We start from the raw sequence: 21,077 nt of genomic DNA, 5'->3' as shown, positions 1-21,077 counted from the left end.
GAAAAATCCCGTCTGGCAAAAGCCGGACGGGATTTCTTAATTCATGGTAAAGTTACAGGATGAGCATTGATGAGTATACAGGAAGCAGGAAATTAATCCTGTAATAAAAGAACGCGTGCCTCATATGGCTGCAGGCAGCCTTCTTTGTGCTCTGCATAATTGGCAATTAGCTCTGTGCCGTTCTTGCCTGCGAACAAAGTGCAGGGTACTTCGTTTGCGGTCCAATTGCAGGCAATGAGAAGCGTCTGCCCATCAAGATGGCGGGCAAAAGCGTAAATCTGTTGGTCATCTTCGAGAAGAGGCTCAAATGTGCCATAGACGATGATAGGATACGTGTGACGCAGTTTGATGAGCTTTTGATAATAGTAGAAGACGGAATCTGGATCCTTGAGTGCAGCTTCAGCATTGATTTCCGTGTAATTGGGATTAACGGCCAGCCATGGTGTTCCTTTGGTAAAACCGGCATTTTTGCCTGCCGTCCACTGCATGGGCGTACGGGCATTGTCGCGTGCCATGTTGTCGAAGCACTTCAGCATCGTCTCGGCCGATACTTTTTTCTGTTCCTCGACATATTGATGCCAGGCATTGATTTCTTCAAGGTCGCGGCAGTCGGCGAGAGAATGGAATTTCATATTCGTCATGCCGAGTTCTTCGCCCTGATAGATGTAGGGCGTGCCTTTCTGCATGTGCAGGCAGGTCGCGAGCATTTTCGCGGAGAGCACGCGCCATTTTGGGCTGTCATTGCCGAACATCGAAACGCAGCGCGGCTGGTCGTGATTGTCGAGGTAAAGGGAATTCCAGGCTTTGCCTTCAAGTTCCTGCTGCCATTTGTTGAGGATGGCGCGGAATTTCGGCAGCTGCGGCTTGCCGGTCGTCCATTTGTCAATGAGGCTGCCCTTGCCGTTTTCAGCACCGACATGCTCGAACTGGAAGACCATGCCGAGCTCTTTGCCATCGGCACGCGCGTATTTCTTGGCTTCTTCAATCGTGACGCCGGCTGCTTCGCCGACCGTCAGCAGATCATAATGGGATAGTACGCGGCGGTTCATTTCCTGCAGGAATTCGTGCACGCGCGGCCCGTTGCAGACATGAGGTGAAAGGTCGCCGTAGCCATCCGGCTTGACGGGGCCGTTGGGGAAGGACTGGTCCTTGGAAATCATCGAGATGACATCCATGCGGAAGCCATCGATGCCCTTTTGGCACCACCAGTTCATCATATCGAAGACGGCGTCGCGGACTTTCGGATTCTCCCAATTGAGGTCAGGCTGTTTTTTTGAAAAGCAATGCAAATAATACTGGTCTGTTGTTTTGTCATACTGCCAGGCCGGCCCGCTGAAATACGATTCCCAGTTGTTCGGTGCGTGACCATTCTTGCCGTCTTTCCAGATGTAGAAATCGCGGTAGGGATTTGTGCGGGATTTGCGGCTTTCGATGAACCAGGCGTGTTCGTCTGAGGTATGATTGACGACAAGGTCCATGACGAGCTTGATGCCGGATTTGTGCGCGGTCTGCAGCAGTACGTCAAAATCCGCCATCGTGCCGAAGTCGTCCATGATGGCACGGTAGTCGGAAATATCGTAGCCATTGTCGTCATTCGGGGATTTGTAGATTGGGGACAGCCAGATGACATCGACGCCGAGTTTTTTGAGATAAGGAATGCGCTGCGTAATGCCCGGCAGATCGCCGATGCCGTCGCCATTCGAATCCTGGAAGCTGCGGGGATAAATCTGATAAATAACGGCCTCTTTCCACCAGGCCTTTTGTTCTTCTGCCATAAGGAAACCTCCTATGTTTTATTGATTCAATTTGATAGTATATGGATTCGTTCCGCAGAAAGGGAAATCCTCTCCGCAAAGGGTACAAAGTACGAATCTAAATACAGATTGCCAGCTGTTCCTGACAGGAAGCAGATAAAATTGGTCCGGGCAATTGCATAAAAATTTAACGGACTTCAGACTTTTTTCCCAATAGAATATGATATAATGGAATCACATTTCGGCAGAAAGGTGGTTCTATGAAAAAGATCATTGTATCCTGCCTCTTGACGGCCGTCTTGGTGACGGCAGCGCTCGTCATCGGGGCAGGATATTTTATTGGCAATTACTGTGTGCATTTTGGCTTGGAGCGCGGCACGGCGGAAAATCCGCAGGAGCCGCCGAAGGCCTATGCCCTTTTGATGCCGCCGGAAGCGCGTCATTTTGACAAGCCCGATTATCCCTCGGAAAACTGGAATATCGAGTCGGACGATGGTATTTATCTTGCGGCTTCGTATTTCAAGCCGGAGCGCAGGACGGATAAATGGGTCATCATCGCGCATGGCTATGGCTGCACGCAGCAGAATTCGTATTATCTCGCGGAAAATTATCTGGCGATGGGTTACAATGTCCTGACACCGGATTTGCGGGCGGCGGGGCTCAGCGGTGGGCAGTATCTGACGCTTGGCTATAAGGAGAGCGATGATATCGTGCTCTGGGCTCAAAAGGTGGCGGCAGCTTATCCAGATGCCAAAATCCTGCTGCACGGTGTCTCGATGGGCGCGGCTACGGTCATGATGGCGGCGGACAAGGACGATTTGCCCGACAATGTCGTCGCCGTGGTCGAGGACTGCGGCTATACGAGTGCCTATGACCTCATCGCAATGCAGCTCGAGACTTCTTTTGGCCTGCCGTCCTTCCCGGCGATGAACCTTTTGAATTGGCGCTGTGAGAAGAAAGCGGGCTTTGACCTGAAAGATGCTTCGCCAATCGAGGCTGTCAAAAAATCCCGCGTGCCGCTCTTATTCATCCATGGCACGAAGGATACACTCGTGCCGCCGAATATGGCCGAACAGCTCTATGCGGCGGCGAATGCGCCGAAGAAAGACATTCTCATGATTCCGGGGGCTGTGCATGCCGCAGCGAGTCAGGCCGACCAGCAGAAGTATTTTCTGACCATCCGGAAATTTGTACAGCCTTATATGGAGGGAACGGAATGAAAGCAGTTGTAACCAGAGTGACGGAGGCTTCTGTCGAGATTGAGGGAAAGATTCACGGACAGATTCAGCAGGGATTTCTCGTGCTTTTAGGCGTTGGCCCGGAGGATACGGAAGAAAGCTGCGACCGTCTGGCTGAAAAAATCGCACATGTGCGTGTCTTTTCAGATGATGCCGGCAAGATGAATCTCAGCATTGACCAAGTCGGCGGCAGTTTTCTCGTCATCTCGCAGTTCACGCTCTATGCGGACCTCAAGAAGAGGCGGCCGGGCTTTTCCCATGCGGCGAAGCCGGAGCTCGCTGAGCCCCTCTATGAACGCTTTATGCAGAAGCTGCGGGAAAAAGGTTTTTCGGTCGAGCATGGGGAGTTTGGGGCCGATATGAAGGTGGCATCGGTAAACGATGGCCCGGTCACGCTGCTCTTTGATACGGATACGCTATAATATCGCTATAATATATAGAAGGAAGGGAGCATTTTTATGAAGCAGGATTTACTGAAATCATATGCAGAGCTTGTCGTACGCATTGGCGTCAATCTGCAGAAAGACCAGATTCTCGTCATCAATGCGCCGATTGAATGCGCGGAATTTGCGCGTGCCATTGCCAAGGAGGCTTTTGCCGCGGAAGCTCATGATGTCGTCGTGAGCTGGAGTGACGAACAGCTCGCGCATATCCGCTATGCAAATGGCAAAAAACAGCTCTTCACGGAATTTCCGGAATGGCGCCGCGCATTTTATGAGGACTATGCCGCGCAGGGGGCGGCCTTTGTCTCGATTGCCGCGCGTGATCCCGAGATTTTTGGCGATATCGATCCTGAGAAGCTCAAACTCGCCAATCAGGCCGCCGGAGCGGCACTCATGGAATACCGCGAACGTCTCATGAACAACCGCAATACGTGGTGTGTCGTCTCTGTGCCGACGAAGGGCTGGGCAAAAAAAGTATTTCCGGAGCTTTCGGAAGAGGAAGCTGTGGCCCGCTTGTGGAAGGAAATCTTTCAGACCGTGCGCGTAGGTGAGGGGCTGGACACCGTCAAGGCATGGCAGGAGCACATTGAATTCCTGCATAAGGCGGCCGCTTTCCTGAATCAGAATGACTTTGCAAAACTCCATTATACTAACAGCCTCGGCACGGACCTTACGGTCGAGCTTCCCGAGGGACATATCTGGGCCGGCGGCGCGGAAAAGTCGGAGCTCGGCACGGTCTTTGCCGCGAACCTGCCGACAGAAGAAGTCTATACGCTGCCGAAACGCGACGGCGTGAATGGCATTGTCTATGCGACGAAGCCGCTCAATTTCAACGGCAATCTCATCGAGAATTTTTATCTGCGGTTTGAAAAGGGAAAAGTCGTGGACTTTGATGCGAAAAAAGGCAAAGAAATCCTCAAGGGACTGCTTGAGACGGACGAAGGCTCCCGCTACCTTGGCGAGGTTGCCCTCGTGCCGTTTGACTCTCCCATTTCCAAGAGCGGCGTGCTGTTCTACAATACGTTGTTTGATGAAAATGCCGCCTGCCACCTCGCGCTCGGCAAGGCTTATCCGACCTGTCTCAAGGGCGGTGAAAAAATGGACAGCGTGACTCTTCTGCAGCATGGCGTCAATGATTCGCTCATGCATGAGGATTTCATGGTCGGCAGCCGCGACCTTGAGATTGTCGGCACGCGCCGCGATGGCACAGAAGTACAGGTATTCCGTCATGGCAATTTTGCCTTTTGAATGAGTTGCTTCCTCATGGAAAATCGTGGGAAATAAATAATGGAGGATTTCAAGATGCAGTGCAAAGCATTTCGTTCCATCCTGCTGGCCTGTCTGGCGCTGGCCCTTGTTTTTTGTCTGCCGGCGGTCAGCTATGCAAAAACTTCGTCTGGTCTTCAGGATGCGGATTTTTCGTGCCGCGGCGTAGCCCTTGGCGATACGGAAGAGACGCTCTTCAAGGTCTGGGGGGAGCCGCTTTTTGACAAGACGGAAACGCGTCAGGGCGTGAGCGTCAAGGTCTATGTCTATAAAGACGATTACACCGCTGCAGTCGATAAGAGCGGCCATGTCGTCGACTTCATCATCAAGAATGACCGCTATGAGGCACGCAATGGCATTCGTCTCGGGGCAACGTCCTATTGGATTCAGAAGACTTATGGCAAAGCCGAGCGTCAGCGCATTGACGGCGGGGCCTATTATGTCTACACGCGCAAAGACCATCCGCATGACCATCTGCTCTTAGGCATCGATTCGCAGGACGGCTATCTGACATCATGGCGCATTACCTCACTGCCGATTTCGGACGCCGAAGCTGCGCAGCGTGCTTTGGAAGAAGATGTGGAAGAAGGGGAACTTGACCCTCGTTTTGCGGAAAAGGAGATTGACACATCGGCTCTTCCTAAAACGGGAAAAGCAGTCCTGAAGGAGGCTAAGGGCGCATGATTCATCTGCATATGATGCATCATAAGATGCTTCGTTATGTCGGTATCACGATAGGCTGCTTTATTGCCAGCTGCTCCATCAATCTGTTTCTCGTGCCGTCGCACCTCCTGACAGGCGGTGCCACGGGCATTGCCATCATCGTCTACTATCTGGCGAAATTCCCAATTGGTCTGCAGACCTTCCTCTACAATATCCCGCTGCTTATTGCGGCGTGGAAGACCATGGGACGCGGCTATACCATTGACGTCATCATCGGCACGGGCATATTCTCGCTCTGTCTGGACCTCACGCGTTTCCTCAATGCCTATGCTCCGGTCAACGATATCATGCTTGCAGCTATTTTTGGCGGCGTATTCAACGGCATCGGCTACGGCATCGTCTTTCGCATGAACGGCAGTACGGGCGGCTTCGACATCGTCGGGGCCATTGCCAAGAAATACTACTCGCTCAATATGGGAGGCGTCATTTTCTGCTTCAACTGCATGATCATGTGTGTCGCGGCCTTTTTGTTCGGCGTGGCACCGGCGATGTTTACGCTCATCTGCATGTACATGAATGCCATGGTCACGGATAAGGTTATCGCAGGTTTCAACAGCCGCAAGGCCGTGCTGATCATTTCCGATCAGGCACAGCAGATTGCCGACGGCATTATGGAAGTCGGGCGCGGCGTGACGTTTTTGCACGGGCAGGGCGCCTTTACGCGCAAGGAGCGCAATGTCGTCTTCGTCGTTGTCAAGCTCACGCAGGTCAGCAAAATCAAGCTCATCGCCCATGCCGTCGACCCGCATGCCTTCATGATCATCATGTCGGCCAGTGAGGTCATGGGCCGCGGCTTCAGCGAACCGGGCATTGCCTTTAAGCGCTTCATCCACAAACCGGAACATCCCGAGCATCTGCAATGGCATGACGACCGCTGAAACTGTCTGTATATAATAGAAGAAAATCATTCGGGAGGGACTATATGCATATGGATATCGAGATTACGTATCTTTTAAACAGCGGCTTTCTCGTGCGTGCAGGCAGCACGCTGCTGGTCTTTGACGATTTTGAAGACCCGACGCATGAGGTGAAAAAAGCCATCGAAGCCGGCAATTTTTCGCATCTGTATTTCTTTGCCTCGCATTCTCATTTTGATCACTTCAATCCGCGCATTCAGCAGTATGAGGCAGCGGTCAGCCGCTATATCCTGAGCGACGATATTCGCTGCCGGAACAGCTGCCGTGAGTTTGACCCTGCAAAGCTTACATTCCTTAAAACGTATGACCGTTGGCAGGATGATGTGCTGGCCGTGGAATCCTTTGATTCAACGGATCTTGGCACGTCGTTTCTCGTGACGCTGAAGGAAGAGGGTACGAAGATTTTCCATGCCGGCGACTTCAACTGGTGGGACTGGACGGGCGATACAGCGGAAAATCGCAAACTCGCGGAAAATGCCTTCCGCAAACAGATGAAGAAACTCACAGGGCTGGAAGCGGATTTGGCTTTTTTCCCTGTGGACGGGCGCCTTGGACCAAGCATGGATAAGGGAGCAAAGGTCTTCTGCCGCGAAACGGATGTCAAGGCCCTCGTTACGATGCATTCGGTCGGCTACCCTGTGTGGCAGCCGACGGCCGACTTTTTTGCCGCAGGCAGGGAGATTCCCGTCTGGTCGCCGCGTGTATCCGGCGAAAAGAATTGCCTGCACGAAGGCAGACTATTGAAATGACAGGAGGATTTAAGGTACAATGAAGAAGGTATTTCTCGTGCTGCTCGCCATGTTTTTATTGACGGGCAGCTGTCTTGCCGCATCTGGCAGTGAAAAAACAAAACCAGTTCATGGAGGAGATAAAAAAATGGTAAATCGCGTAGCAGTATTTGAGACGAATCTCGGCAATTTCACGATTGAGCTCTTTGAAGATGAGACGCCAATCACGACCGCGAACTTCATCGACCTTGCCGAAAAGGGCTTTTATGACGGTGTCATCTTCCACCGCGTCATCGATGGCTTCATGATTCAGGGCGGCGACCCTGAGGGCACGGGCATGGGCGGCCCTGGCTATACGATTGAGGATGAATTCGTCGATGACCTGCGTTTTGACGGTGAGGGCATCCTCGCCATGGCCAATACGGGCATGCCGCACACGGGCGGCAGCCAGTTCTTCATCACGCTCGACAAGACGCCGTGGCTCAACGACCATCACACGATTTTCGGCAAAGTCCGCGAGGGCATGGACGTCGTCCGCCGTATCGGCCGCAGCGAGACGGATATGGCCGACCGCCCGCTCGAGGATGTCGTCATCAAGACCATCAAAATCGAGTATCCGGAAAAGTAATGGCTGAGGCGTATACGTACATCCTCGTCTGCGGGGATGGCAGCCTGTATACCGGCTGGACAAATGATTTAGAGAAACGGGTCAAGGCACATAATGAGGGGCGCGGCGCCAAATACACGCGCTCGCATCGTCCTGTGCGTCTCGCGTACTTTGAGTCATTTGCCACCAAAGAAGAAGCGCTCGTGCGTGAAGCCGCTATCAAGAAGCTGACACGTGCGCAGAAGCTCGCTCTGATTGACAGAGACAATAAAAAAATTTATAATAAATAAGTTAAACTGAAAGCATAAAGGGGCGTTTTATCATGGCAGACAAACAGGTCATGCTGACCGAAGAAGGCTATAATAAACTCGTAGAAAAACTCAATTACCTCAAGAGCGTCAAGCGTATCGAGATTGCACAGCGCCTGAAGGCAGCCATTGCCCTCGGCGACCTTTCGGAGAACTCCGAGTACGATGATGCCAAGAATGAGCAGGCTTTCCTCGAAGGCGAGATTCAGGACCTCACGGCCAAAATCCGCAATTCGCATATCATCAAGGCCGGTGCCGGCGATGTCGTCCAGATGGGCAGCAAGGTCACGGTCAAAGATGTGGAATTTGGCGATGAAGATACGTTCATGCTCGTTGGTTCGACGGAAGCAGACCCGGACGAAGGCAAAATCTCGAACGAGTCTCCGCTCGGCCAGGCTCTGCTGGGCCAGAAGAGCGGCAGCGTCATCGATGTCCATGCACCAGCAGGTATCATTAAATATGAGATTCTCGCCATCAAGGGCTGAGCAATCCAGGATGGGAGTAAGGTAAGATATGTCAGATAAGAAGCAGAAGGGGCAGCAGCAGGCTCCAGTGGAAGACCTTAACGAAATGATGAAGGTCCGCCGCGAAAAGATGGAAGAATTCCGCGCTATGGGTGTACCGCCGTTTGGTCATCGTTACGATGTCAAGGATTACGCAGAGCCCATCAAGGAAAAATATGCCAATCTTGAAGGCGAGGAAGAGGGCGGCGAAGTCCAGATTGCCGGCCGTCTCATGGCCATCCGCGGTCATGGCAAGGCATCGTTCTGCACGCTCAACGACCGTACGGGCAATATTCAGGTCTATTTCAAGATTGATGTGCTCGGTGAGGACAAATACAAGAATCAGTTCAAGAAACTCGATATCGGTGATATCGTCGGCATCCGCGGCGTAGTATTCAAGACGCACCGCGGCGAAGTCACGGTCCGCGTCGAGGATTTTGACCTGCTGAGCAAGTCGCTGCGCCCGCTGCCGGAGAAATTCCACGGCCTGCAGGATGTGGATATCCGCTATCGTCAGCGTTATCTCGACCTCATCATGAACCCAGAGGTCCGCGAGACGTTCCGCAAGCGCACGAAAATCATTAAATCCATCCGTCAGTACCTCGATGACCGCGATTATCTCGAGGTCGAGACGCCGGTGCTGTCGACGATTGCCGGCGGTGCTGCTGCACGTCCGTTTGTCACGCATCACAATGCCCTTGACATTGACCTTTATCTGCGCATTGCGACGGAACTCAACCTCAAGCGCCTCGTCATCGGCGGTTTTGACCGCGTTTACGAGCTGGGCCGCGTGTTCCGCAACGAAGGCATGGATGTACGCCACAATCCGGAATTCACGACGATTGAGTTCTATCAGGCCTATGCCGACTACACGGATATGATGGATATCACGGAAGGCGTGGTCGTCAACGCGGCTAAATCCGTACTCGGCACGCCGGTCATCAATTATCAGGGCGTAGAGATTGACCTCTCGAAAGTCAAGCGCATCAGCATGAATGATGCAGTCAAAGAGGCTACGGGCAAAGACTTCCTGTCCTGCCAGACGGTCGAAGAAGCCCGCAAAATGGCCGACGAAATCGGCGTTCCGTACGAACAGCGCCATGGCATCGGCGGCATTCTCAATCAGGCTTTTGAAGAAAAAGTCGAGGAGACGCTCATGCAGCCGACGTTCATCACGGGCCATCCGACGGAGATTTCGCCGCTGGCAAAACGCAATCCAAAGGACCCGCGCATCACGGACCGCTTTGAGTTCTTTATCTATGGCCGTGAGCTCGCCAATGGCTTTACGGAGCTCAATGACCCGATTGACCAGGAAGGCCGCTTCCTTGACCAGCTCAAGCAGCGCGAAGCCGGCGACGATGAGGCACACGTTATGGACCGCGATTACATCACGGCTATGGAATACGGCCTGCCGCCAACGGGCGGTGTCGGCATCGGCATTGACCGTCTCGTCATGCTGCTGACGGATGCCCCGTCTATCCGCGACGTCCTGCTGTTCCCGACGATGAAGCCAATTGCCGAATAAGCATATACAGCATTATACATAGAGGCAGAGAAACTTCTGGCACCGGCTGGTGTCAGGAGTTTTTCTATATGCGGATGTTGACATGGCAGCGTCTCTATATTACAATATCTGTAAAACATATCTATAAACTATGTAAATGCAGATAAAGAGGGATATATATGAACGAACAGGATATTTTCGCAAAAATTACCGAAGAATTCTACTGGTTCCACCGCCATCCGGAACTTTCCTATGAAGAAGTCGAAACGACGAAACGCCTGCGTGAGGATTTGGCAGCTGCCGGCATTAAGGTACTTGAGCTGCCGCTGAAGACGGGGCTTGTGGCCGAGGTCGGCACAGGTCAGGCGCCTTTTGTGGCTCTGCGCTGCGATATTGACGGCCTGCCCATTCATGAAGAATCCGGTCTTGCGTATGCTTCAGAAAATGAAGGCCGTATGCATGCGTGCGGCCATGATTTCCACATCAGCACGGTGCTGGGCTCGGCTCTGCTGCTCAAGGCGAGAGAGAAAGAGCTCAAGGGTACGGTGTATCTCTTATTCCAGCCGGCTGAAGAAGCACCGGGCGGCGCGAAGAAAGTCATGGAGACAGGCGTGCTCAGGGATGTACAGGCGATTTTTGGCCTGCATACATCGCCGATTTACGATGTCGGCACACTCGGCATCCGCGAGGGGGCTGTGACGGCTTCGGTCGATAAATTCACGGTGACGTTCCATGGCAAAGGCACGCATGCGGCACATCCGGAACGCGGCGTCGACCCCATCGTCATGGCGGCCAGCTTCGTTACGGCGGCACAGAGCATCGTCTCGCGCAACATTGACCCGGCACACCCGGCGCTTGTCTCGATTACGCATATCGAGAGCGGCAACACATGGAATGTCATCCCCGAGTCCTCGTGGCTCGAGGGCACCGTACGCTGCCTGACGGCAAGTGACCGTGAGCTCATCAAGAAACGCATTTATGATCTTGCCGAAGGCCAGGCTGCCTCGTTTGGCGGCCATGCAGAGCTCACCTGGTACGCTGGCCCGCCGGCTACGAATAATACGCCGTCGTGGACAGAGTTCGCCAAAGAAGAGGCGGAGAAGGCCGGTCTTCATGTTGAGCCGGCCCCAGTCAATCTGGCGGGCGAAGATTTTGCCTATTATCAGGAGGAGATTCCCGGTGCCTTCGTGCTCGTGGGCACGGGCAAGTCACCGGCCAATCACAATCCGAAATTCCACGTTGACCCCAAAGCCCTTGGCCCTGCGGCTAAGTACATGGCCGCACTTGCTGAGGAGGCTCTGGTGCGTCTTTGATACAAAGATAAAAATTTTGAGGGATTGCTATGAAAATCATTGATGCACATCTTCATTTTAGTGCAGATGCTTATTTTGATGAAATCGCGAAGGCAGCAGGCCATGAAAACAGCGAAGAACATCTGCTGGAGCAGTACAGGATGAGAGGCATGGTCCACGGCATTGTCATGGGCAACCTGCCTGTGGAAGAAACAAAGCCGGTGTATCCGCCGTTTCTTTCTTACTGCGTCGGTCTCGACAGTCAGGTCTTCGACATGGATACTCTGCCGCAGAAACTTCATTATATTGAAGAACATCTCAAGAGAAAGAACTGTGTCGGCATCAAGCTTTATCCGGGGTATACTTCGTTTTATCTCTATGATGACAAATTGGCTCCAGTATACGAGTTGGCTGCGCGCTATCATAAGCCCGTTGCCGTTCATACGGGCCTGACTGCGACAGACCATGCCCTTTTGAAGTACAGCCATCCGCTGATTATGGATGAAGCCGCAACGAAATTTCGCGAGGTGCAGTTCGTCATGTGCCATTTCGGTGAGCCGTGGTTCACCGATGCAGCGGCCGTCATCGAGAAAAATCCCAATGTCGTGGCCGATCTTTCCGGACTTTTGGAACGCAAGATTCCCGACTTCGGGGCTTTCCTGAAGAAAAAGCATTTCTATATCGAGAGGCTCAAGGGCTGGCTTGAATATCTTGATTCGTACGACCGCTTCATGTTTGGCACGGACTGGCCGCTCGCGAATCTCGGCGATTATATCGACTTCACGAAAGAAATCATCCCGCGGGAACATTGGGACGATGTCTTTTATAAGAATGCGATGCGGATTTATCATCTGCCGGCCGAGGCGTCAAAATCTCTTACTTGATTGTATACAAAAAATCCGGTATCCCAGTTGGGATGCCGGATTTTTATTGACTGCAGATTAATGAGCAGCGGCCAGACGTTTCTCATAGAAGCGCTGACGGCGTTCTGCAACAATCGTCTTGGCTTCGCTGTCGCGGTCCATCTGATGGCGCGTGAAGCGATGATGACGGCCGAGCAGATAGTAGTAGAGGAAGATACCGCTGATGGAGATGGCGCCGGCTGCGAGATAAACGAAGGAGAAGCCGAAAGCCGGTACAAAGCTGCCAAGCGTGTATGGGCCAACGCCGATGCCGAAGTCAAGCAGTACAAAGTACGTGCTCGTAGCCACGCCAACCTGATGCATCGGGGCGCAGTGTACGGCGAGGGCATGGCAGGAAGCCGTGATTGTGCCGTAACCGAAGCCGAGGAACAGGGCGCCGACGAGCATGGCGATATCGCCCGTAGCCGTGGCGATGATGCCCATGGCTGCGGCCATGCACAGGAGTGCCGGATAAATGACGACGTTGCCGCCGAAGTGGTCCAAGAGATAGCCCGTCAGAGGACGGCTGATGAAGGACGTAGCAGCAAAGCAGAGGAAGAAGCCCGTAGCACCGATGCCCGTGACGCCGATGCTGGCGGTATAGGCGCCGAGGAAACTCAGGACCGTGGAGTAGCAGACGCCGCCCATCAGGGCAATAAAGGAGATGGCCAGAGCCTTGAGGGAGAAGAAACGGTCAAAGGAAACTTTGTGCAGGTCGGCTTTTTCTTCCGGCAGGATTGTGCGTTCCGGAGCCTTGATGCCAAATGACAGCGCAAAGATGACAAAAGTGGCAACAGAGCAGATTTCAATGGCCAGATTGAATTCATGGGATGCTGTGAGGTTCATGGCGATGAACGGGCCAACAGCCGAAGCCATCGTGACACCAAGTGTGAAGTAGCCGATGCCCGTGCCCATGCGTTTAAGCGGTACGAGAGCAGCGACGACCGTGCTGGCAGCCGTTGACGTCGTGCCGAAGGCAAGGCCGTGCAGGAAGCGGACGAGCATGAAAATCTCGAGCGTCGGTGCGAGCTCATAGCAGAGCACGAGCAGGAAGAACATCAGCGTACCGGCGAGGAACATCTTGCGGCGCCCAACAAAATCAATGAAGCGGCCGGCCGGGATGCGGGCAAACAGCGCACCGACGATGAAAAGGCCAGAAGCAAGGCCTGCCATGCTGATGGAAGCGTTCCAAGTATAGATGGCATAGGCCGTAGACCAGAGCATCAGGAGAAAATGAACGCAGTAAACAAGGAAGTTGACGCCGATGTCAAAAATATAATCGCGGGTCCAAAGGCGCTGTGGGGCAGCAGTGGTATCTGCCATAGAAGAAGACTCCTTTCCAAATACAACACGCTTTTTATGATGACGGGGATGATGAATCGCCGTGCAGTGGGCGACAGTCAGCATACGATGTGCATCGCTTGTCGACATGCCCGTCTCTGCACAAAACTCTTCAACATAATCCGAAGGGATTCTGGATTTCATATACATGTTTCACCTGCTTATCTAATATATCATCAAAAAATCTTATGGATGAAATCTGAAACTTAGTATAGTCATCTTTTTTATGTGCGTCTAATGTATTATTTTCACAAATAAAGTGCATTTTGTACATATTAAGAGCGCAAATAGTCAATTATTGCAGAAAATGCATGGATTATGTTTTGTATACATGAATACAATGCAAAATAATCATGAAAAGTTAGCAGGAAAACGTTGTCAGTTTATTATACTGTGCATATAATAGACTATAACCAAAAGTAATTATGCATATCGTGCAGGATATATAAGAAGTGAGGTATAGAATGGAATTAACGCAGCTCAAATATTTTCAGGCCATGGCGCGCTGCCATCATTTTACGCAGGCGGCAGAGGAAATGGCCATTTCCCAGTCGGCTCTGAGCCGTTCGATACAGAAACTTGAGCAGGAACTCGGCATCACCTTATTCGAACGCCATGGACGTACATCAGAACTCACGGAAGCCGGGCAGAAATTTCTGTTCCATGTGGACCGCGTCATCCGTGAACTGGCATTAGCCGAACAGGAAATCCAGATCGATAATGGCGGTGAAGGTGTCGTGCATCTGTCTTTCCTTCATTCTTTGGGGGATACATTCCTGCCGCTTATCCTGCGCCAGTTTCATGCGCGCTATCCTCATATCGATGTAAAATTGAATCAGCAGAATTCTTCCATGCTGTCTGAGCAGCTGGCGAATGGAGAGACGGACATCTGTCTCTGCTCGACGATGAATGAGCCGGATACGGCCTGGATGTATCTCTGGTCCGAGGAAATGTTCCTCGTCGTGCCGGAAGATCATCCTTTGGCACAAAAATCGCGTGTCAGTCTGCGCGAAGTGGAAGACGAGCCTTTCGTGGCCTTGAAGCCCGAGTATACACTGCGTCAGCAGGTCAATCAGTTCCTGGATCTCGCGGAGAGCCATCCGCAGATTGTCTTTGAAGGCGATGAAGTTCATACGCTCGTATCGTTCGTAGCAGCACACCTTGGTGTCAGTGTTCTGCCGCATGTTCCCTGCACAGAGCATCTCGGCGTAGTTTTCGTGCCCATTTCGTTCCCGCTCTGCAAAAGAGCCGTTGGCATTGCCTGGAACACATCGCGCCCGCTTTCTCCGGCCGCGATGACCTTTCAGCAGTTCACGATTCACCATTTTGTGCACGATGGTGCGGTGCCGATGAATCAGGTGCAGAAAAAAGCAGCAGCTCTTGGGAAAAAACAGAGCTGAAGACAATGCCTTGTTCCGCTTCCTGTTTATTGGTATAATAATAAGATGATTAATAGAGTACGAGGTGACCGTAATGACAATGGAAATTGATTTGGAAACGCTGATCAGGCGCTTTCGCGATTACATTTCATTCAATACGCAGTCTGATGAAGAAAATGAACAGGAGTGCCCGTCAACACCAGGTCAGATGGTGCTGGCCAAACATCTGGCAGCAGAGCTTGCGGAGCTCGGGCTTGAGGATGTGACGCTTGATGAGCATGGTTATATCATGGCCACGCTGCCGGCCAATGGCATTTCCCCGCAGGAAGCTCCTGTTGTCGGCTTTATTTCCCATATGGATACAAGCCCTGATGCAGCGGGCGGTCCTATCCATGAACAAATTATCCACGCCTATGCGGGCGGCGATATTGTGCTGAATCCGGAAAAGGATATTGTATTCTCGGTGGCGGATTATCCGGATATTGAGAAATACAAGGGCCAGGATATCATGATGACGGATGGCACGACTCTTCTTGGCGCAGACGATAAGGCCGGCATCACGGCCATTGTCAGTGCGGCAGAGTATCTTTTAAAGCATCCGGAAATCCAGCATGGCAAAATCCGTCTGGGCTTTACGCCGGATGAAGAGACGGGGCGCAGTGCGGACCGCTTCGATGTGAAGAAATTTGCTGCCGACTTTGCTTATACCGTAGATGGCGGCGAACTTGGCGGCCTTGAATATGAAAACTTCAATGCAGCCAATCCGACAATCGTGTTTCATGGGCGCAGTTCACACACCGGCGATGCTAAGGGCAAGATGAAAAATGCCGTGACCATGGCTGCCGAATGGCAGCAGATGCTGCCGGCCGGCGAAAAACCGGAATATACAGAGGGGCATGAAGGGTTCTTCCATGTCCATACCATCAAGGGCGGCGTGGAAGAAGTCACGATGGGCATGCTTGTGCGCGATCATGATAAGGCAAAATTTGCCAAGCGCAAGGCACTGCTTGATGATATGGCTGCTTTCTTCAATAAAAAATACGGAGAAGGCTCCGTGGAAGTACAGCATCACGATGTCTACTATAATATGTTAGAGAAAATCGAGGAGGGCAATCTCTATATTGTCGACCTTGCGCGCGATGCTATGGAAGAAGCAGGCGTAGAGCCCCATGTTGAGCCGATTCGAGGCGGCACGGATGGTGCACGCCTTTCCTTCATGGGACTGCCGTGTCCGAATCTTTTCACGGGCGGTGCTAATTTCCATGGCCGCTTTGAGTACTTGCCCCTGCAGTCTTTGCAGAAAGCGGCGGAAACTGTCCTTCATATCATGGTCAAAGCGGGCAGTCTGAAAAAATAAGTGTAATGAGATGAATGCGACGCGTCAGGCAAACTGGCGCGTCACTACTATTTCGATAAATTTTGTTGGAATCTTATCAGGATAAGGAGATTTTCTATATGGCAATACTGGAAATAAAAAAGGCTGGTGCGCCTGTCCTCAAAGAGGTCTGTGCACCTGTTGAACATATTGATAAAGAACTGCGCAAACTGCTCGACGACATGGCTGTTACGATGTACGAGGCCGATGGCGTCGGCCTTGCGGCACCGCAGGTCGGACGTCCAATCCGTGTGGTTGTCATTGACTGCCAGGATGATCATGGCCTGTTGGAGCTCATCAATCCGGTCATCACGTTCCGTGAGGGCAAGGCAACCGACACCGAGGGCTGCCTCTCGGTGCCGGGTATTTACGGTGAAGTGGAACGTGCGGCCAAGGTCAAGGTGGAATTCCTCAATCGCCGCGGCAAGAAGCAGCATCTGACAGCGACGGGCCTTTTGGCACGCTGCATCCAGCATGAACTCGACCATCTTGAAGGCCAGCTGTTCATCGATATTGCTGAGAGTCTGCACAGGGGGAATCAGAGTTGAAGAAATTTCGAGTCATTTTCATGGGAACGCCGGAATTCGCTGTGCCATGCCTGGCTGCTCTCTACGAACATTGTGAAGTCATTGGCGTTGTAACGCAGCCGGATAAGCCGAGAGGGCGAGGGCAGAAACTGGTCCCGTCCCCTGTAAAAGCCTGGGCAGCAGCACACGATCTGCCTGTCTGGCAGCCAAAGAAAATCAAGGATGAAGAATTTACGTCTTTCTTAGAAGCACAAAAGCCAGAGCTCATGGTCGTTGTGGCCTTTGGCCAGATTCTCTCGCAGCGCATTCTCGATATCCCGACATATGGCTGCATCAACGTGCACGGGTCTCTTTTGCCGCGCTACCGCGGTGCTGCGCCGATGCAGTGGTGTGTCATCAACGGGGAGAAAAAGACGGGCATCACGACGATGTTCATGGATGCCGGACTCGACACGGGCGATATGTTGCTCAAAGAAGAATTTCCGATTGGAGAGGATACGACGCTTGAGGATGTGCATGACGGCCTGATGAAGCTGGGGGCAAAAGTACTCATGGATACGCTGGAGAAGCTTTCGGACGGAACGCTGCAGCGCATTCCCCAGACGGGAGAATCAAATTATGCGCCCATGCTCGACAAGGAGACGGGACATATTCATTGGCAGGATTCTGCGCAGCACATTCATAATCTCGTGCGCGGTCTTGATTCCTGGCCGGGGGCCTATACGTTCCTCGCTGGGAAAAAGTATAAAATCTGGCGTACGAAGCAAACGGATGAAAAGACAGAAGCGGCTCCGGGGACTATCCTGACAGCCGATAAGAAGAAGGGACTGTTTGCAGCGACTGGAGATGGCGTATTGGAGATTACCGAACTGCAGGCTCCGGGAAAGAAGCGCATGAAAGCATGTGATTATTTGAATGGTCATGCGATAGCCCTGCCAGCAGTCTTTGAGGAATAAAAAATGGCGAATTCTAAGAAGAATTACACCATGCCGGGCAGACCAAAAAAAAGGCTGTTCATTGGCATGTTATCCCTGACGGCCCTTATCATGGCGGGCATCTTTTACCTGATTTGGTATATCGGCGTCCCAGGGCTGGCTTCCATCCAGCCTCTGCTGCCATGGATTGTAGGTCTTGTCTTCGCCGTGATAATCCTCGGTGCATTTTTGGGGATTGTCAATATGGCATTAGCCGTAGCGGGGCTGCCGTATCTGCCTTTTTTGCAGAGGCAGACATATGAGCTCATCAACCTGCTGTTCCCTGTTACGGTGCGCCTTGGCAAGCTGTTTGGCATACGCCGGCGCAGGCTCGAAGGCTCGTTTATTGCTGTGAGCAATCTGCTTTTCAATCGCATGGGCATCCGCGTGCCGGCTGACCGCCTGCTCGTTGTGACGCCGCACTGCCTGCAGCTTGCGTCGTGTCCGCACAAGATTACGCGCGACCCTGAGAACTGTAAGCGCTGCGGCGGCTGCGATATCGGAGCCCTTGTGACGCTTTCCCATGAGATGGGCTTTCATTTCTTTGTGGCGACAGGCGGCACTTTAGCGCGTCAGATTGTCTATAAAACAAAGCCCAAGGCAGTACTCGCCATTGCCTGTGAACGGGACCTTATGAGCGGAATTCAGGATGTTTATCCTCTGCCGGCGGTCGGCGTCCTGAATATCAGGCCCAACGGTCCGTGCTACAACACACATGTGGACATCGATGAAGTACGGGCTCAACTTGAAAAAATTATTATCCCGGTACCAAAGAAGGACAGCGGGAATGAACAAAGTGATGAGAAAACAGATGCAGAGAAATAAGGGAGGGGCTTATGGATAAAGCGCGCGAGACAGCAGTCCGCATCTTATATGAAGTACATGAAAATGGTGCCTATGCCAATGTGGCCCTTGCCAAGGCGCTGCGTCAGGAAAATCTTAGTGAGCAGGACCGCCGCTTTGTCACGGAGCTGGTTTATGGTGCCGTGAAGGCGGGGGATACTTTGGACTGGATTTTGCGCCGTTATGTCAATCGGCCTGTCCGCAAGATACAGCCGCTTGTGCGGGAAATTTTACATTTGGGGCTGTATCAGCTCTTTTATCTCGATAAGGTGCCGGCTTCGGCTGCCTGCAATACCGCAGTAGACCTCGCCAAAGGCATGGGCATGAAGGGGCTGTCCGGTTTTGTCAATGCTGTCCTGCGCACAGCCGTGCGTGAGCCGCAGAAGGCGGCATTTCCAAGCGGCAAGGGACATGCGACAGAGGGGCTGGCTCTGCGCAGTCAGCATCCGGAGTGGCTTGTGCGCCATTGGGTGAAGACGTTTGGCTTTGAAGCCGCAGAAAAGCTCTGTGATTTTGATAATGAACAGCCCGTCTTATCTGTGCGCACGAACACTCTGAAAACGGACAGAGAATCCCTGCTCCGTGAACTCAAGGCATGCGGGGCAGAGGCGGAGGCTTCTCTTTGGGCACCGGAAGGTATCCTTGTTCACAGTCATGGCTCACTGGATACCTTGAAGCCCTTGCAGGAAGGGCGCTGTCAGGTGCAGGATGAGAGTTCGATGCTCGTGGCACATGTCGTCGGGCCGCAGCCTGGCGAATTTGTCATTGACTGCTGTGCAGCACCGGGGGGCAAGACGACGCATCTGGCTGCGCTCATGCAGGATAAGGGCCGAATTCTCGCCGGTGATATTTATGACCACAAACTCCTGCGCATTGAGGAAAATGCCAATCGGCTGGGCATTCACATCATTGAGACCGAGAAAATCGATGCGAGAGAAATTGGTGAGGCGTATGAGGGCATGGCTGACCGCGTTCTTGTCGATGCACCGTGTTCCGGCCTTGGCGTCCTGCGGCGCAAGCCGGATGCCCGTTGGCGCAGGACACAGGAGGAGATTGAGAAACTGCCTTTTTTGCAGCTGGCCATTTTAGAGAGTGCGGCAGCTGCCGTAAAGAAGGGCGGCGTGCTCGTTTACAGTACCTGCACGATTGAACTTGCCGAGAATCAGGGCGTAGTCAGCCGCTTTTTAGAGCAGCATCCGGAATTCCAGCTTGAGACGACGGGAAATTTCCTGCCGCTGCCGACAAAGCATCGGGAAGCAAAGATGGTTCAGCTGCTGCCCAATATAGACGGCACAGATGGCTTTTTCATCTGCCGCATGCAAAGGAAAGGATAAACGCATTGGAACCGTTACAGGATAAACAGGATATTTTTGGTCTGACGCTGGAAAAACTGCAGGAGACCCTGCGTCCCTTTGCTGCACCGGCTTACCGCGCCAAGCAGATTGCAGAATGGCTGTATAAGCGCGGTGCCGTATCGTTTGCTGATATGACAAATCTGCCGAAGAAGCTGCGCTTGGAACTGACGGACGCTCTCTGCATAGGACGCCCAAAGACCAAAGACCGGCTTGATTCAGCTGATGGCCATACCACAAAATTTTTATTGGAATTTGCCGATGGCACGGCTGTGGAGACGGTGCTCATGCGCCAGCCCTATGGCAACAGCATCTGCGTCTCGACGCAGGCCGGCTGCAATATGGGCTGTGCTTTTTGTGCATCGACTCTTCACGGCATGGCGCGCAATCTGACAGCAGGTGAAATTCTGGCCCAGGCTATAACAATCAACGATATGCTGCGGACGGAAGAACATGGTGAGAAAGTCGATACCGTTGTCATCATGGGGTCAGGGGAACCTTTGATGAATTACGATAACGTGCTGGGTTTCATTCGCTTGCTCCATGAAGATTATGTGCTGGGGCTCAGCTACCGCAATATCACGCTTTCAACCTCGGGTATTGTGCCGCAGATGCATAAACTGGCAGAAGAGGGAATCCCCATTTCCTTATCCGTTTCCCTGCACGCGCCGAATCAGGAGCTTCGCAGTGAACTCATGCCGATTAACCGCAAATATCCTTTAAAAGACGTTATCGAGGCTGCCCGCCATTATGCAGAAGTGACAAAACGGCGGGTAACATATGAATATATTTTGATTGACCAGGTCAATGACGGTGAGGAGCAGGCAAGAGAGCTCGTGGCGCTTCTGCATGGGCAGCTGGCCAGTGTGAATCTCATCCCCATCAATCCGGTGGCGGAGCGTCATCTGTTGCGCCCTTCCGCTGCACGCATTGAATGGTTTGCAAAATATCTGACGGCACACCATCTGAATGTTACGGTACGCCGTGAGATGGGGACAGATATTCAGGCTGCCTGTGGCCAGCTGCGCAATAAACACCTGGCAGATTGACCATTTTCCTATAAATTCACAGTCATTTCTGTTATAATGTACGAATAGTGGC

At 52.5% G+C, this 21,077-nt stretch carries 21 protein-coding genes; 19 read left to right on the top strand and 2 right to left on the bottom strand.

The window, feature by feature from the left end:
- Positions 1 to 92 precede the first annotated feature (92 nt).
- Positions 93 to 1,775 (bottom strand): glycoside hydrolase family 13 protein, encoded by a 1,683-nt coding sequence (locus ACI4OH_RS04505; protein WP_432647333.1) that lies wholly within the window; start codon positions 1,773 to 1,775, stop codon positions 93 to 95.
- Between the two features lie 239 nt (positions 1,776 to 2,014).
- Here ACI4OH_RS04505 and ACI4OH_RS04500 point away from each other — a divergent pair, with 239 nt between their 5' ends.
- From ACI4OH_RS04500 to ACI4OH_RS04445, 12 genes are all read left to right on the top strand, one after another.
- Positions 2,015 to 2,974, top strand: coding sequence for an alpha/beta hydrolase (locus ACI4OH_RS04500; protein ID WP_432647332.1), 960 nt, complete (start codon positions 2,015 to 2,017; stop codon positions 2,972 to 2,974).
- Positions 2,971 to 3,414 carry a D-aminoacyl-tRNA deacylase gene (gene dtd, locus ACI4OH_RS04495; protein ID WP_432647331.1) on the top strand — a complete coding sequence of 148 codons (444 nt, stop codon included), beginning with the start codon at positions 2,971 to 2,973 and terminating at the stop codon, positions 3,412 to 3,414. The genes ACI4OH_RS04500 and dtd overlap by 4 nt, the downstream gene beginning before the upstream one ends.
- Positions 3,415 to 3,450: 36 nt before the next feature.
- On the top strand, positions 3,451 to 4,683 hold the full coding sequence (locus tag ACI4OH_RS04490; RefSeq protein WP_432647330.1) for an aminopeptidase: 1,233 nt from the start codon (positions 3,451 to 3,453) through the stop codon (positions 4,681 to 4,683).
- Between the two features lie 54 nt (positions 4,684 to 4,737).
- Positions 4,738 to 5,385: a hypothetical protein gene (locus tag ACI4OH_RS04485; RefSeq protein WP_435721257.1), complete on the top strand. Its 648-nt coding sequence runs from the start codon at positions 4,738 to 4,740 to the stop codon at positions 5,383 to 5,385.
- On the top strand, positions 5,382 to 6,302 hold the full coding sequence (locus ACI4OH_RS04480; protein ID WP_435721258.1) for a YitT family protein: 921 nt from the start codon (positions 5,382 to 5,384) through the stop codon (positions 6,300 to 6,302). Before ACI4OH_RS04485 ends, ACI4OH_RS04480 begins: the two co-directional genes overlap by 4 nt.
- Before the next feature lie 50 nt (positions 6,303 to 6,352).
- Complete coding sequence (locus ACI4OH_RS04475) at positions 6,353 to 7,090, top strand: MBL fold metallo-hydrolase (protein ID WP_435721259.1); 738 nt, start codon at positions 6,353 to 6,355, stop codon at positions 7,088 to 7,090.
- 19 nt (positions 7,091 to 7,109) lie between these two features.
- Positions 7,110 to 7,697 carry a peptidylprolyl isomerase gene (locus tag ACI4OH_RS04470; RefSeq protein WP_435721260.1) on the top strand — a complete coding sequence of 196 codons (588 nt, stop codon included), beginning with the start codon at positions 7,110 to 7,112 and terminating at the stop codon, positions 7,695 to 7,697.
- On the top strand, positions 7,697 to 7,966 hold the full coding sequence (locus ACI4OH_RS04465; RefSeq protein WP_435721261.1) for a GIY-YIG nuclease family protein: 270 nt from the start codon (positions 7,697 to 7,699) through the stop codon (positions 7,964 to 7,966). The genes ACI4OH_RS04470 and ACI4OH_RS04465 overlap by 1 nt, the downstream gene beginning before the upstream one ends.
- A 32-nt stretch (positions 7,967 to 7,998) precedes the next feature.
- Positions 7,999 to 8,469: a transcription elongation factor GreA gene (gene greA / locus ACI4OH_RS04460; RefSeq protein WP_295631584.1), complete on the top strand. Its 471-nt coding sequence runs from the start codon at positions 7,999 to 8,001 to the stop codon at positions 8,467 to 8,469.
- Between the two features lie 28 nt (positions 8,470 to 8,497).
- Positions 8,498 to 10,012 (top strand): lysine--tRNA ligase, encoded by a 1,515-nt coding sequence (lysS, locus tag ACI4OH_RS04455; RefSeq protein WP_439784244.1) that lies wholly within the window; start codon positions 8,498 to 8,500, stop codon positions 10,010 to 10,012.
- Positions 10,013 to 10,170: 158 nt separating this feature from the next.
- Positions 10,171 to 11,304: an amidohydrolase gene (locus tag ACI4OH_RS04450; protein WP_439784243.1), complete on the top strand. Its 1,134-nt coding sequence runs from the start codon at positions 10,171 to 10,173 to the stop codon at positions 11,302 to 11,304.
- A 29-nt stretch (positions 11,305 to 11,333) separates the two neighbouring features.
- The gene (locus ACI4OH_RS04445; RefSeq protein WP_439784242.1) at positions 11,334 to 12,167 is read left to right on the top strand and encodes an amidohydrolase family protein; all 834 of its coding nucleotides are present in this window, start codon (positions 11,334 to 11,336) and stop codon (positions 12,165 to 12,167) included.
- A 57-nt stretch (positions 12,168 to 12,224) separates the two neighbouring features.
- Here ACI4OH_RS04445 and ACI4OH_RS04440 read toward each other — a convergent pair whose 3' ends face one another.
- Positions 12,225 to 13,508 (bottom strand): MFS transporter, encoded by a 1,284-nt coding sequence (locus ACI4OH_RS04440; RefSeq protein ID WP_432646736.1) that lies wholly within the window; start codon positions 13,506 to 13,508, stop codon positions 12,225 to 12,227.
- Between the two features lie 482 nt (positions 13,509 to 13,990).
- Here ACI4OH_RS04440 and ACI4OH_RS04435 point away from each other — a divergent pair, with 482 nt between their 5' ends.
- The 7 genes from ACI4OH_RS04435 (at position 13,991) to rlmN (ending at position 21,025) form a co-directional block, all read left to right on the top strand.
- Positions 13,991 to 14,926, top strand: a complete 936-nt coding sequence (locus ACI4OH_RS04435; RefSeq protein WP_432646735.1) for a LysR family transcriptional regulator — start codon at positions 13,991 to 13,993, stop codon at positions 14,924 to 14,926.
- 73 nt (positions 14,927 to 14,999) lie between these two features.
- Positions 15,000 to 16,262 carry a peptidase T gene (pepT, locus tag ACI4OH_RS04430; protein ID WP_439784241.1) on the top strand — a complete coding sequence of 421 codons (1,263 nt, stop codon included), beginning with the start codon at positions 15,000 to 15,002 and terminating at the stop codon, positions 16,260 to 16,262.
- Between the two features lie 98 nt (positions 16,263 to 16,360).
- Positions 16,361 to 16,828 carry a peptide deformylase gene (gene def / locus ACI4OH_RS04425; RefSeq protein WP_432646733.1) on the top strand — a complete coding sequence of 156 codons (468 nt, stop codon included), beginning with the start codon at positions 16,361 to 16,363 and terminating at the stop codon, positions 16,826 to 16,828.
- Positions 16,825 to 17,763: a methionyl-tRNA formyltransferase gene (gene fmt / locus ACI4OH_RS04420; RefSeq protein WP_432646732.1), complete on the top strand. Its 939-nt coding sequence runs from the start codon at positions 16,825 to 16,827 to the stop codon at positions 17,761 to 17,763. Before def ends, fmt begins: the two co-directional genes overlap by 4 nt.
- 3 nt (positions 17,764 to 17,766) lie before the next feature.
- Positions 17,767 to 18,606: a DUF116 domain-containing protein gene (locus tag ACI4OH_RS04415; RefSeq protein WP_432646731.1), complete on the top strand. Its 840-nt coding sequence runs from the start codon at positions 17,767 to 17,769 to the stop codon at positions 18,604 to 18,606.
- A gap of 11 nt (positions 18,607 to 18,617) precedes the next feature.
- Positions 18,618 to 19,958 (top strand): 16S rRNA (cytosine(967)-C(5))-methyltransferase RsmB, encoded by a 1,341-nt coding sequence (gene rsmB, locus ACI4OH_RS04410; RefSeq protein WP_435721263.1) that lies wholly within the window; start codon positions 18,618 to 18,620, stop codon positions 19,956 to 19,958.
- Between the two features lie 5 nt (positions 19,959 to 19,963).
- A complete protein-coding gene (rlmN, locus tag ACI4OH_RS04405) occupies positions 19,964 to 21,025 on the top strand; it encodes a dual-specificity RNA methyltransferase RlmN (protein WP_435721264.1) in 1,062 nt (353 codons plus the stop codon).
- Positions 21,026 to 21,077 lie beyond the last annotated feature (52 nt).

Source organism: Mitsuokella apri (genome assembly GCF_051886055.1).
In the GTDB taxonomy this organism is placed as follows: Bacteria; Bacillota; Negativicutes; order Selenomonadales; family Selenomonadaceae; genus Mitsuokella.
Note: the sequence above shows the minus strand (reverse complement) of the source record. Positions and strands in the feature narration are given on the sequence as shown.

What these genes read in the sequence shown, in the direction of transcription:
- ACI4OH_RS04475 (WP_435721259.1), top strand. Translation starts at nt 6,353, where the DNA reads ATGGATATCGAGATTACGTATCTTTTAAACAGCGGCTTTCTCGTGCGT.
- ACI4OH_RS04480 (WP_435721258.1), top strand. Translation starts at nt 5,382, where the DNA reads ATGATTCATCTGCATATGATGCATCATAAGATGCTTCGTTATGTCGGT.
- ACI4OH_RS04415 (WP_432646731.1), top strand. Translation starts at nt 17,767, where the DNA reads ATGGCGAATTCTAAGAAGAATTACACCATGCCGGGCAGACCAAAAAAA.
- ACI4OH_RS04465 (WP_435721261.1), top strand. Translation starts at nt 7,697, where the DNA reads ATGGCTGAGGCGTATACGTACATCCTCGTCTGCGGGGATGGCAGCCTG.
- ACI4OH_RS04450 (WP_439784243.1), top strand. Translation starts at nt 10,171, where the DNA reads ATGAACGAACAGGATATTTTCGCAAAAATTACCGAAGAATTCTACTGG.
- ACI4OH_RS04490 (WP_432647330.1), top strand. Translation starts at nt 3,451, where the DNA reads ATGAAGCAGGATTTACTGAAATCATATGCAGAGCTTGTCGTACGCATT.
- rsmB (WP_435721263.1), top strand. Translation starts at nt 18,618, where the DNA reads ATGGATAAAGCGCGCGAGACAGCAGTCCGCATCTTATATGAAGTACAT.
- ACI4OH_RS04500 (WP_432647332.1), top strand. Translation starts at nt 2,015, where the DNA reads ATGAAAAAGATCATTGTATCCTGCCTCTTGACGGCCGTCTTGGTGACG.
- ACI4OH_RS04445 (WP_439784242.1), top strand. Translation starts at nt 11,334, where the DNA reads ATGAAAATCATTGATGCACATCTTCATTTTAGTGCAGATGCTTATTTT.
- pepT (WP_439784241.1), top strand. Translation starts at nt 15,000, where the DNA reads ATGACAATGGAAATTGATTTGGAAACGCTGATCAGGCGCTTTCGCGAT.
- ACI4OH_RS04440 (WP_432646736.1), bottom strand. Translation starts at nt 13,508, where the DNA reads ATGGCAGATACCACTGCTGCCCCACAGCGCCTTTGGACCCGCGATTAT.
- ACI4OH_RS04470 (WP_435721260.1), top strand. Translation starts at nt 7,110, where the DNA reads ATGAAGAAGGTATTTCTCGTGCTGCTCGCCATGTTTTTATTGACGGGC.
- ACI4OH_RS04485 (WP_435721257.1), top strand. Translation starts at nt 4,738, where the DNA reads ATGCAGTGCAAAGCATTTCGTTCCATCCTGCTGGCCTGTCTGGCGCTG.
- ACI4OH_RS04435 (WP_432646735.1), top strand. Translation starts at nt 13,991, where the DNA reads ATGGAATTAACGCAGCTCAAATATTTTCAGGCCATGGCGCGCTGCCAT.
- lysS (WP_439784244.1), top strand. Translation starts at nt 8,498, where the DNA reads ATGTCAGATAAGAAGCAGAAGGGGCAGCAGCAGGCTCCAGTGGAAGAC.
- def (WP_432646733.1), top strand. Translation starts at nt 16,361, where the DNA reads ATGGCAATACTGGAAATAAAAAAGGCTGGTGCGCCTGTCCTCAAAGAG.
- dtd (WP_432647331.1), top strand. Translation starts at nt 2,971, where the DNA reads ATGAAAGCAGTTGTAACCAGAGTGACGGAGGCTTCTGTCGAGATTGAG.
- ACI4OH_RS04505 (WP_432647333.1), bottom strand. Translation starts at nt 1,775, where the DNA reads ATGGCAGAAGAACAAAAGGCCTGGTGGAAAGAGGCCGTTATTTATCAG.
- greA (WP_295631584.1), top strand. Translation starts at nt 7,999, where the DNA reads ATGGCAGACAAACAGGTCATGCTGACCGAAGAAGGCTATAATAAACTC.